Source organism: Mycolicibacterium chengduense (assembly GCF_033741155.1).
GTDB lineage: Bacteria > Actinomycetota > Actinomycetes > Mycobacteriales > Mycobacteriaceae > Mycobacterium.
On record NZ_JAWQNH010000001.1, the window covers coordinates 789,404 to 800,359 of the forward strand.

The window sequence follows — 10,956 nt, forward strand, 5'->3', positions numbered from 1 at the left end:
TTGCCAGCTAAACTGCCCTCATGGACCACGACTGGCTGCTCGTGGAGACGCTCGGGGACGAGCCGGCCGTGGTGGCCCAGGGATCGCGCACCAAGAACCTCGTTCCGATCACCACCTTCCTACGACGGAATCCGCACCTGATGGCGATCCAGTCGGCGATCGGCGAGACGGTGCGTGGCGGCCAGCCGTTGACCAGCATCACCTCCAAGCACGACAGGGTGATCCGCACCGACGTGGTGCGGATGTCCGACGGGGTGATCCACGGCGTGCAGCTGTGGATCGGCCCGCCGGATATCGAAGCGCCACAACGCCCGGTGATCGGGCCGCTGAAATGGGACCTGGAGTCCGGCGTCGCCACCGACACCCCGGAGGCGCTGGCCAACAGTGGCCGCGACCCGTCCCGGGAAGCCACCCACGGGCGCGCATTCGCCGAGGACCTGCCCGCGCGGACCCTGCAACCGGACGAATCCAAGGTGCTGTCCATGGTGATCCAGGCCAAGCCGGGCAATGTGCTGTGCAGTACCTGGAACGTCACCGACTTTCGCGGCCAGCCCGTTGCGGTCGGCTTCGTGGCTCGCGCCGGCCTGGAGGTGCAAGACGACGGGTCCGAGCGGCTGATCTGCCGGTCGATGAACTGGCGCGCCGAACGTGCCGAGCCGTCGTCACCACCCGACGATCTGGCGCAGCGCATCCTGCACGGGTTGGCCACTCCCGGCGTGCACCGGGCCCTGGTCGACATCAACAGTTGGCGGGTGCTGAAGTGGCTCGACGACCCGTGCCCGTTCTACGACTGGCGGGCCGGTGACCGCGAGATCCCGATGCTCGACCCGGCCGATGAACATCACGTCCTTTCCATGGCACGGGAATTCGCGGTTGGCCCGACCACCCGGGTGCTGGGCTTGCGGGCGCACGGCGGTGGCTACACCCCCGTCCACGTGACGCTTACTCGGGTCGAGCTGGACGAGAACACCGTCGCCGCCCTGCTGTCGGTGCGGCTGCCGACCGACGAGGAACTTGCGGCCGCCGTACAGGGTGCCGTGGTGGCCGAAGACCCAGACCAGGCGAACACCAGGCCCACCCTGAAATCGCTGCTGCGGCTGGGCAAATCGGAGGACGAAGCGGAGTGATCTGCCGGGCCGGCCCGGGCCTGCGCCCTGGCCCGCCACCGCCGCACCCCGGTGTCGGCATCCACGGTCACCACCGCGTCCAACCCGTCGATAACGCAGCCGGCCACCACCGTTCCCATCGCGACGGCCACCGAGTCGGCTTGCGCACAAGCGAATTGGCGACCGGCCGGGAGACCGAGGGCGGCGGCGTGGGCGGCCAGATCGGCCGCCGCCTGCGCGCGGTGTCTGGCGATGACCGCCGCGCCGAGCACCGCCAGCCCCGTGGTCACGGTGATCAGCACACCCACCATGGCCACCGCGATCAGGGTGGCCGAACCACGATCGTCACGGGCCGGGCTCGGCCGCCGCGACGGCTTCGGCGACCAGCGTGATACCGGGCAGCAAGGGCGCTTTCGCGCTGACCCTGGCGATGACGAAACCACCGTCCCGGCGCAGCGCCAGCACCGCACCCGGCGGCCCGACCCGTTCGGCCGCGGCGGTACCGTCGGCGCCACGGGCGGCCAGCCGGGCGGCCTCCCGCGCCGCATCGACACAGCGCACCTGCATGCCGAGCGCGGTGAGCCCGGCCGCGCAGAACACCAGGACCGCCACCAGTGTGGCGACCGCGAAGGCCGCCTCCACGGTGACCGCACCCGCATCGCCGCTCAGACCTTGGTGTTCAACGCGCGGGCGATGATGTTCGACAGTGCGCTGACGATGGAGTCGCCGGTGACCACGGAGTACAGGATCGCGCCGAACGCGGCGGCCGCGATGGTGCCGATCGCGTACTCGACCGTGGACATGCCGGAGTCGTCGGTGGCGAGCACCACCAGTTTGGCCTGCACCGACTGAAATATGCTGCCTGGCATTGCTTCTCCCTTCGTTGGATGTGCTCACGAAAAACCCGCGCCCAGGACGTGGCCGGCCAGCCCGACAACTACCGGAACCACCCCGAGGCAGATGAACGCGGGCAGGAAGCACACGCCCAGCGGCCCGGCGATGAGCACCGAGGCGCGTCCGGCGGCGGCTTCGGCCGACGCGCCCGCGGCACTGCGCACCTGGTCGGCGAGTTCGGCAGCGCCCTGCGCCAGAGCCGCACCGGATTCGGCGGAACGCCTGGCCATCCGCGCCAGCGCGACGCCGTGCGGGTCGTCCGGCGCCTGCCCGCGGTCCCACGCCGTGCCGGCGTCCGCGCCGAGGGCCAGCAGGTTGCCGGCCCGGATGAGCCGCTGCGCCAGGCCGGCAGGAGCGAGTTGCGCGGCCGCCGCGACCGCCGCCGGCGTCGACATCCCCGCACTCAGACATGCCGCCAGCACGTCGAAGCAGGACGCGGCCGCCAGCGGATCCGCCCTCGACCGCGCTGGTTTCGGGGCGCCCGGCGAGCGACCGAGCCGGGCCGGCCCGGTGCCGATCAACACCGCGGCCGCAAGCAGCAGCGCAGACCAGGTCATCGCAGCACTCCTGAGGAGATTCGGTCAGACCACCACAACCCGAGGCAGCACAGCGTCACCCCGACGCCCAGCAGCCAGCCGCCGGTGCCGCCCGACAGCAGAAACCGCAATGAGTCGGCACCGATGAGCTGGCCGAGCGCGATACCGAGCACCGGCATCCCGGCCAGGATGGTGGCAGTGGTCCGGGCACCGGCCATTCCGGCCTCGACCTTGACCGCGAAACGCTCCCGCTCGACGATGTCCCGCTGTGCCGCCCGCATCAGGGTCGCGATGGCGAGGCCGTGGACGTGGGCCAGCTGCCAGCAGACCGCGAGCCGCTCCCAGTGGGCGGGTTCGGCGGCGCGGCGACCGGCCGCCCGCAGCCCGGCGGCGACATCGGCGCCGAGCCGTCCCCGGGCCGCCACACCGTGCAGCGCGTCGGCCACCGCACCGTCGACTTCGGCCGCCGCCACCTCGAAGGCGGTCACCGGGTGCGCGCCCACCCGCAACTCACCGACCAGCACATCCAGCGCGTCACGCAGGGCCGCCGCCTCCGACCGCGCGCGGGCCCGGCGTTTCGACCGGCTGCGGCGCACCAGCACAGTGCCGACCAACACCCCGGCGGCGATCGCGGTGCCCGCCGGAAGCAGCACGATCGCGACCATCGCGACCGGTCCCGCGCCCCACCACGGCGATATCCGGCGAACCCGGCGAAGATGCCCGCCCGGTAGACCCAGGCGCAGCCGGGCCGCCGGTGGAGCAACGGTCAACGCCGCGGCCAGCAGCAGGACGGCGGTGATCATCGGCTCGACCTGTCACCGAGCAGACCGGTCAGCGCCGCTGCGCCCGGACCGAATCCATCATCGGCGTGCCACGCGGTGGCGGCCCTGACCCAGCCATCGGCGGCGCGGTCCAGCACCGCGATCTCGAGCAGTCGCCGGCGTCCGGTCGCCGTGCGCTGCACATGCAGCACCACCTGAACCGCCGCCGCCAACTGGCTGTGCAGGCCCGCCCGATCCAGCCCGCCGGAACCGGCCAGCGCCTCGAGCCGGGCAGGCACCTCGGCGGGACGATTGGCATGCACGGTCCCGGCGCCGCCGTCGTGACCGGTGTTGAGCGCCGCGAGCAGGTCGACCACCTCGGCCCCGCGCACCTCGCCGACGACGATGCGGTCCGGCCGCATCCGCAGCGCCTGCCGAACCAGGTCTCGCACCGCGACCTCGCCCACGCCTTCGACGTTGGCGCCGCGCGCCACCAGCTTCACCACATGCGGATGACGGGGGGCCAGTTCGGCGGCATCTTCGACGCACACGATCCGCTCGGCCGGATCGATCGCGCCGAGCAGGGCCGCCAGCAAGGTGGTCTTGCCTGCGCCCGTTCCGCCGGAGACGAGGAACGCCAGCCGGGCCCGCAGGATGGCGTCGAGCAGCCGCGCCGCCGGTTCGGCGATCGCCCCCACGGCGATGAGGGCACCCAGATCCTGGTCGGCCGGCCGCAACACGCGCAGGGACAGGCAGGTGCCTGCCGCCGCGATCGGTGGCAGCACCGCGTGCAGGCGGACCGGATCCGCGCCCAGACAGGTCAGCTGGCCGTCCACCCATGGTTGGTTCTCGTCGAGGCGGCGGCCCGCGGCGAGGGCCAGCCGCTGCGCGAGCCGACGCACCGCACCTTCGTCGGCAAAGCGGATATCGCTGCGCGACAACCCGTCACCACGGTCCACCCAGACCGCGTCGGGCGCGGTCACCAGAACGTCGGTGGTGCCGGGGAGCCGCAGCAGCGGGTCCAGCGGCCCGGCGCCGGTGAGTTCGGTCTGCAACACCCGCATGGTGGCGAGGACATCGGTATCACCGAGCAAGCCCCCGGATTCAGCGCGGATCGCGGCGGCGACGATCGCCGGACGCAACGGCGCGGCTTCGACCGCGAGCCGCTCCCGGACCCGGTCGATCAACGAGGTCGTCATCGGGACACCGCCACCGGCTGTTGCCGCAGCAAGGTCAGCACCCGACCGGCCGCAACGGCCAACGGTGATCTGGCGCGGATCCGTAAGCCGCCGTGCTCCATCGTGGTGGCCAACCCGGGTTGCGGACGCATCGCGGCCAGGAGCGGCACGTCGATGGTGCGCGCCACGTCGGCGGCACGCAGTCCACCGGGCGCCGGTCCGCGAACCACCACACCGATATTGGGGTTGACGGTGCCGGCCCAACTGCCGATCACCCCGGCGGCCGCCGTGGCACGCACATCGGCGGGGGTGACCAGGGCAACGAGGTCGGCCGCCCGCAGCGCAGTCTCGGTGGCGGTTCCGGGCCGGCGCGCCACGTCGCAGACCACCGTCACCCCGGCACGCCGACCCGCGTCGATGACCGATGCCAGCGGGGCAGGCCCGATCGGGGTACCGGTGCGCGCACCGGACAACACCGTGACGCCGCGGCGCGCCGGCAGCGCAGCACGCAGTGCGGCGTACTCGAGCCGACCGTCGCTGAGCGCGAGATCGGGCCAACGCAAACCTGTTTCGCCCTCACTGCCCAGCACCAGGTCGAGCCCGGCGCCCCACGGATCGGCATCGACCAGCAGGGAATCGACCGCCGCCTGGGCCACCGCGGCGGCGAACACCGAGGCGCCCGCACCGCCGACACCACCGAGCACGGCCAGCACGGGCCCGCGGGGCCCACCTGCCCCTGGCGCTTCGGGGGTCGCCGTCAGCGCGGCCATCAGCACCCCGTCCTGGCCGGGCAGATGCAGCACCCGCTCGGCGCCGACCGCCACCGCTGATTCCCAGTCCGCCCGGCAATCGTCGTGGGACACCAACAGCACCCGGTCGCGCCGCGGTAACCCGCGTGCCACACAGCGGTCGGCGGCCAGGCGATCCAGGAGCACCACCGGCGCGCTCGCCCATACCGCGCGACTGGACGGTTCCTCTGCGTGCACCACCCGAACACCGGCGGCGGCCGCCACCCGGTCGACGTCGTCGCGGGCCGTCACTTCGGTCAGCAGCGCCAGGACCGAAGGGGTCGGCGGTCGGGTGATCGGTGCTGGGGTCACCTGTTCACTGTGCGAACAACCGGCGAACGTACGCCAGCGCCCGAGGGAAATCTGTGGATGAAACCCGAACTGTGCATAAACCGCGAACGACGGCTGACCGAAAACGACATTCCGCAACGCGAGAGAGATTGACCGTCCGCACGGTCCCGAGACACCCCGGAAAAAGGGACGACCCCCGCCAGGGGGGGAGGAGGCGGAGGTCGTCGTGTATCAGCCCCGGGGGGTCGGGCTGATCCACACCCAGCATAAGCCGGGTAATGCTCACTATACACACCGGCCAGTCGGGTGGCGCAAGTTGAACTTGCCTGTGAAGACACTTGAGAACGGAAAATCCAGCAGCCGGCAACACCTGGCGTGAGCTGCCACTTTCCCAGCTATGGGAATGGGCTCCCGGACACCGGGCATATGCTGGTCCCGTGACGGTTTCCGACCGGGCCGACGACGCGCCCGCCGCCGCTGATGGCCGCGCCGAATCGGGCCAACCGATCCGCACCGCGGCGTTCTTCGATCTCGACAAGACGGTGATCGCCAAGTCCAGCACGCTGGCGTTCAGCAAACCCTTCTTCGACCAAGGCTTGTTGAACCGACGCGCGGTGCTGAAGTCGTCGTACGCACAATTCCTGTTCCTGATGTCGGGCGCCGACCACGACCAGATGGACCGGATGCGTACTTATCTGACCGATATGTGCACCGGCTGGGATGTCGAGCAGGTGCGGTCGGTGGTGGGCGAGACGCTGCACGACATCGTCGACCCGTTGGTGTTCGCCGAAGCCGCCAACCTGATCGCCGACCACAAGTTGTGTGGACGCGACGTCGTCGTGGTGTCGGCGTCGGGCGAGGAGATCGTGGCGCCCATCGCCCGGGCGCTGGGCGCCACGCATGCCATGGCCACCCGGATGGTCGTCGAGGACGGCAAGTACACCGGCGAGGTCGCGTTCTACTGCTACGGCGAGGGCAAGGTGGAGGCCATCCGCGAGCTCGCCGCCCGTGAGGGTTACGCGTTGGAGCATTGTTACGCGTACTCGGACTCGATCACCGATCTGCCGATGCTGGAAGCCGTCGGGCACCCGTCGGTGGTCAATCCCGACCGCGCGTTACGCAAAGAAGCCGGTGCGCGGGAGTGGCCGGTGCTGACCTTCAGCCGGCCGGTTTCGCTGCGGGACCGGATCCCCGCGCCGTCGGGAGCGGCCGTCGCGACCACGTTCGCGGTCGGGTTGAGTGCGCTGGCCGGCGGGGCGCTGACGTATTCGTTGTTGCGCCGGTTCATGTTTGACGACCGCTGATACGACGCTCGGTCGTAGGCCCGGTCACGCGGTAACGATCCGGAATCGGCATCAATTGACCCTTGATGTGACCGCGGTCACGTAGTACAAATGGAGTCACGGAAGCGCGGTAAGGCCAAGGCCACGCCGGAAGAGAAGGCGTAGTCTCCCGAGCCGAGCTCCCCAGCACGGATCCCGGTACCCACGCGGAGCACATACCGCGATAGAGGTAAAAGTGTTGCGGGCCTGCGGAATTGCGATAGCGGATGACATCGACGGTCCTTTGGGTGGGATCGCAGACACAGCGCACCGCAAGAACGCCGAGGCCACCCACGCAGCCCACAGAGCACGCTTGGTAACCGGAGTCCGTGCTAGCGGGCGGCGAGCCGAATCAGATGCAGGTCTGATACCGGAGCGCCGCCCGCTTTATGTTGTCCGACTACTTCTTCGCCGCCTCGGCGATCGAAAGCGCTTCTCGCGCACCGGCATGCAGCGCCTGGCTGCTCAGCACCAACCACGCCCCCAGTCCGTTCGGCGTGCCCGACGCGAACCCACGCGCGGCCGCGCGGTAGTTGCCGGACTGCTTCATCCAGAACATCTCCGGAACGCCGAGGCCGTGCGGATCCAGTCCGCTGGCCATGGTGATCAACCGCGACACCGCGCGGGCCACCACACCGTCGGCCACCCCGAACGGCGCCAAGGTCAGCAGTTCGCCGTGCGCGACGGCCGCCAGCACGAAGGCCGGCACCTTCGTCCCACCGGTCACCAGGTCGGCCAGCAACTCCAGCCGCGGACCGACCTCGGGATCGGGGCGCGGGCGGCCCAGCCGCTCGTCGTCGTCGACCAGGTCGGCGGCGGCCAGTGCGTGCAGCCGGGCCAGCGCCTGCAACGGGGCCCGCTTCCACACGCCCACCAGCGCGGTCGACCCGCCCTCCAACGCCTCGGCCACCCGCAGGGCACCGGCCAGCACCGGGTCCGGTTGCCCGGAATCGGACAGGCTCAGCGCGCCGCCGTCGAGCACCGAGGACGCCCGAGCCGCGCGCAGCGCGGCTTCGGCCGCCGTCGCCGGCCAGCCGCGCAGGTTGGTGCGGTGCCGGTGCGCCCGGCCCAGCGCCTCGCGCGCCTCTTCGCCGGCGGCCGCCACGCCCTCCAGTTCGGCCAACGGTGCAAGTGGATCGGTCATCGGGATTACGCTAGCGGACCGCTGACCACCGATTCTCCGACCGTTCATCGCAGTCGTCCTGCCGCCCGCAGCAGGTTGTGACGCTCCAACACTCGTGCAACGTTCGGTGACTACGCTCACACCCATGAGTACTACGCCGCTGACGCATGCCGACGTCCCGTCCGCTTACCCGCCGCCCGCTGATTTCGCGGCGAATGCCAACGCCACCGGCCAGCTGTATGACGACGCGGCCACCGACCGGCTCGCCTTCTGGGCCACCCAGGCCGACCGGCTGTCGTGGCAGACACCGTTTACCGAGGTGCTCGACTGGTCGGAGGCGCCGTTCGCGAAGTGGTTCGTCGGCGGCAAACTCAACGTCGCCTACAACTGCGTGGACCGCCACGTCGAGGCAGGCAACGGGGGCCGGGTGGCCATCCACTGGGAGGGTGAACCGGTCGGTGATGCCCGCGACATCACCTACGCCCAGCTCAAGGACGAGGTGTCCAAGGCGGCGAACGCGCTGACCGAGCTCGGCCTGGTGGCCGGGGACCGGGTCGCCATCTACATGCCGATGGTGCCTGAGGCCATCGTGGCCATGCTGGCCTGCGCCCGCCTGGGCGCCATGCATTCAGTGGTGTTCGCCGGCTTCTCGGCCTCGGCGTTGCGGGCCCGCATCGAGGATGCGGCGGCCAAGCTGGTGATCACCACCGACGGGCAGTACCGCCGCGGCAAGGCAGCCTCGCTCAAGGACGCCGTCGACGACGCCGTCAGCGACCAGCCGTCCGTCGAGCACGTCCTGGTGGTGCGTCGCACCGGAATCGACGTGAACTGGACCGAGGGCCGTGATCTGTGGTGGCACGAGACGGTCGACAAGGCTTCGACCGAGCACACCCCCGAAGCGTTCGACTCCGAGCAGCCGCTGTTCCTGCTGTACACCTCGGGCACCACCGGTAAGCCCAAGGGCATCGTGCACACCTCCGGGGGCTATCTGACCCAGGCCGCCTACACCCATCACAACGTGTTCGACATCAAGGCCGAGACCGACGTGTACTGGTGCACAGCCGATATCGGCTGGGTCACCGGGCACACCTACATCGTGTACGGGCCGCTGGCCAATGGGGTCACCCAGGTGGTCTACGAGGGCACACCCACCTCGCCGACCGAGCACCGGCATTTCGAGGTCATCGAAAAGTACGGCGTGACAATCTATTACACCGCGCCCACCCTGATCCGCACGTTCATGAAGCTGGGCCACCAGATCCCGGCGGCGCACGACCTGTCCAGCCTTCGGCTGCTCGGCTCGGTCGGCGAACCGATCAACCCGGAGGCTTGGCGCTGGTACCGCGAGTACATCGGCGCCAACAAGACTCCGATCGTGGACACCTGGTGGCAGACCGAGACCGGGGCGATCATGATCTCCCCGCTGCCCGGTGTCACGGCCACCAAACCCGGCTCGGCGATGACCCCGCTGCCCGGCATCTCGGCCAAGATCGTCGACGACGAGGGCAACGAACTGGTGCCCGGCGCCGACGAAGCCGAGCACGTCACCGGCTACCTGGTGCTCGACCAGCCGTGGCCGTCGATGCTGCGCGGAATCTGGGGTGACCCCGAGCGTTTCAAGGACACCTACTGGTCCCGGTTCGCCGAGCAGGGCTGGTATTTCGCCGGTGACGGTGCCCGCTACGACAGCGACGGCAACATCTGGGTGTTGGGCCGCATCGATGACGTGATGAACATTTCCGGGCACCGGATCTCCACCGCCGAGGTGGAATCCGCACTCGTCGGGCACTCCGGGGTCGCCGAGGCCGCCGTCGTCGGCGCCTCCGACGACACCACGGGCCAGGCGATCTGCGCGTTCGTCATCCTCAAGGCGTCTGCGCACGGCGGCACCGAGAACATGGTCGAGGAACTGCGCGCCCAGGTGGCCACCGAGATCTCGCCGATCGCCAAACCGCGGGAGATCCACGTCGTGCCGGAATTGCCCAAGACCCGCAGCGGCAAGATCATGCGCCGGCTGCTGCGCGATGTGGCCGAGGGCCGCGAACTGGGCGACACCTCGACCCTCGTGGATCCGAGTGTGTTCGAGGCGATCCGGGCCAGTAAGTAGCAAGATCCGACTCAGGGCGAGCGAAGCGACGGGGGATCGGGCTCAGGGCGAGCGAAGCGACGGGGGATCGGGCTCAGGGCGAGCGAAGCGACGGGGGATCGGGCTCAGGGGACGGGAACGAATCCCGTCCCCGGGCGGTTCTTGGCCGTGATGTCGCCGAGCACCGCGTTCATCGACACGGTGACCGCCGGGGTGTGCAGCGGCACGTACTTCACGACGCAGGTCGGCAGGTCCTCGGTGAAGGCGCCGTGGATCATGCCGACCAGCCGATTGTTGACGGTGACGGGCGCGCCCGAATCGCCGGGTTGACCGCACACCTGATTCAGGATGGTGCCCGGGTCCTTGCCCGGCCCCCAGGTCACCCCACACGAATACCCGGTGGTGCGGCCCAGCTTGCAGGCGACGTCCCCGAACCCCGGGTCGGGGCCCAGACCGTCGATGCGGAACCCGTTGACGGTGTCCACGGGGTGCACCTTGGCGGGGTCGAATTGGATGACGGCGTAGTCCAGGCCGTCGTTGCCGGCGACCATGGTGCCCAGCACCCCGGCTTGCGGCGCGGCCTCGGAGCCGACCTGCGCGCCCGGCCCGCCGCAGTGCGCCGACGTGAACCCGATGAGCTTGCCGGTGGCGTCGGTGCCGATCGCGGTCAACGTGCAGAAGGTGTCACCGTTGATCACGATGCCGGATCCGCCGCCGAGATCGACCGGTGCGTCGGCGTGCGCGGCTGGTGCGAGAACGGTCGCGGCGAAAGCGGTGGCCGCCCCGGCAAGCGCGTAAGCCGTCTTGTGCCGGCGGTGTCTCAATGCATCCCCAATTCGCTCGGGCCGCGAAGCAGCCGGCGCCATTCTAT

11 protein-coding genes and 1 pseudogene are annotated in these 10,956 nt (G+C 70.2%); 3 read left to right on the plus strand and 9 right to left on the minus strand.

Annotated elements, in window-relative coordinates; all coding sequences use genetic code 11:
* Nucleotides 1–20 precede the first annotated feature (20 nt).
* Nucleotides 21–1,127 carry a PAS domain-containing protein gene (locus SBI67_RS03980; RefSeq protein ID WP_318979283.1) on the plus strand — a complete coding sequence of 369 codons (1,107 nt, stop codon included), beginning with the start codon at nt 21–23 and terminating at the stop codon, nt 1,125–1,127.
* Between the two features lie 17 nt (nt 1,128–1,144).
* Here SBI67_RS03980 and SBI67_RS03985 read toward each other — a convergent pair.
* The 7 genes and pseudogenes from SBI67_RS03985 to ssd form a co-directional block, all read right to left on the minus strand.
* A pseudogene (locus tag SBI67_RS03985) lies at nt 1,145–1,549 on the minus strand (Rv3654c family TadE-like protein); the annotation flags it as partial.
* On the minus strand, nt 1,452–1,748 hold the full coding sequence (locus SBI67_RS03990; protein WP_318979284.1) for a TadE family type IV pilus minor pilin: 297 nt from the start codon (nt 1,746–1,748) through the stop codon (nt 1,452–1,454). The pseudogene SBI67_RS03985 and the gene SBI67_RS03990, both read right to left, overlap by 98 nt.
* 23 nt (nt 1,749–1,771) lie before the next feature.
* Nucleotides 1,772–1,975, minus strand: coding sequence for a DUF4244 domain-containing protein (locus tag SBI67_RS03995; RefSeq protein WP_318979285.1), 204 nt, complete (start codon nt 1,973–1,975; stop codon nt 1,772–1,774).
* Between the two features lie 24 nt (nt 1,976–1,999).
* Nucleotides 2,000–2,557: a type II secretion system F family protein gene (locus SBI67_RS04000; RefSeq protein ID WP_318979286.1), complete on the minus strand. Its 558-nt coding sequence runs from the start codon at nt 2,555–2,557 to the stop codon at nt 2,000–2,002.
* The gene (locus SBI67_RS04005) at nt 2,554–3,339 is read right to left on the minus strand and encodes a type II secretion system F family protein (protein WP_318979287.1); all 786 of its coding nucleotides are present in this window, start codon (nt 3,337–3,339) and stop codon (nt 2,554–2,556) included. Before SBI67_RS04005 ends, SBI67_RS04000 begins: the two co-directional genes overlap by 4 nt.
* Nucleotides 3,336–4,496, minus strand: coding sequence for a TadA family conjugal transfer-associated ATPase (locus SBI67_RS04010; RefSeq protein WP_318979288.1), 1,161 nt, complete (start codon nt 4,494–4,496; stop codon nt 3,336–3,338). Before SBI67_RS04010 ends, SBI67_RS04005 begins: the two co-directional genes overlap by 4 nt.
* A complete protein-coding gene (ssd, locus tag SBI67_RS04015) occupies nt 4,493–5,575 on the minus strand; it encodes a septum site-determining protein Ssd (RefSeq protein ID WP_318979289.1) in 1,083 nt (360 codons plus the stop codon). Before ssd ends, SBI67_RS04010 begins: the two co-directional genes overlap by 4 nt.
* A 416-nt stretch (nt 5,576–5,991) precedes the next feature.
* Here ssd and SBI67_RS04020 point away from each other — a divergent pair, with 416 nt between their 5' ends.
* Nucleotides 5,992–6,858 carry an HAD-IB family hydrolase gene (locus tag SBI67_RS04020; protein WP_413232392.1) on the plus strand — a complete coding sequence of 289 codons (867 nt, stop codon included), beginning with the start codon at nt 5,992–5,994 and terminating at the stop codon, nt 6,856–6,858.
* Between the two features lie 418 nt (nt 6,859–7,276).
* Here SBI67_RS04020 and SBI67_RS04025 read toward each other — a convergent pair whose 3' ends face one another.
* On the minus strand, nt 7,277–8,020 hold the full coding sequence (locus tag SBI67_RS04025; RefSeq protein ID WP_318979290.1) for a Fic family protein: 744 nt from the start codon (nt 8,018–8,020) through the stop codon (nt 7,277–7,279).
* Between the two features lie 124 nt (nt 8,021–8,144).
* Here SBI67_RS04025 and acs point away from each other — a divergent pair, with 124 nt between their 5' ends.
* Entirely contained in the window at nt 8,145–10,106 is a 1,962-nt protein-coding gene (gene acs / locus SBI67_RS04030) for an acetate--CoA ligase (RefSeq protein WP_318979291.1), read from the plus strand.
* A 104-nt stretch (nt 10,107–10,210) separates the two neighbouring features.
* On the opposite strand, the gene SBI67_RS04035 is transcribed toward acs, so the two are convergent.
* Nucleotides 10,211–10,951 carry a S1 family peptidase gene (locus tag SBI67_RS04035; RefSeq protein ID WP_413232393.1) on the minus strand — a complete coding sequence of 247 codons (741 nt, stop codon included), beginning with the start codon at nt 10,949–10,951 and terminating at the stop codon, nt 10,211–10,213.
* Nucleotides 10,952–10,956 lie beyond the last annotated feature (5 nt).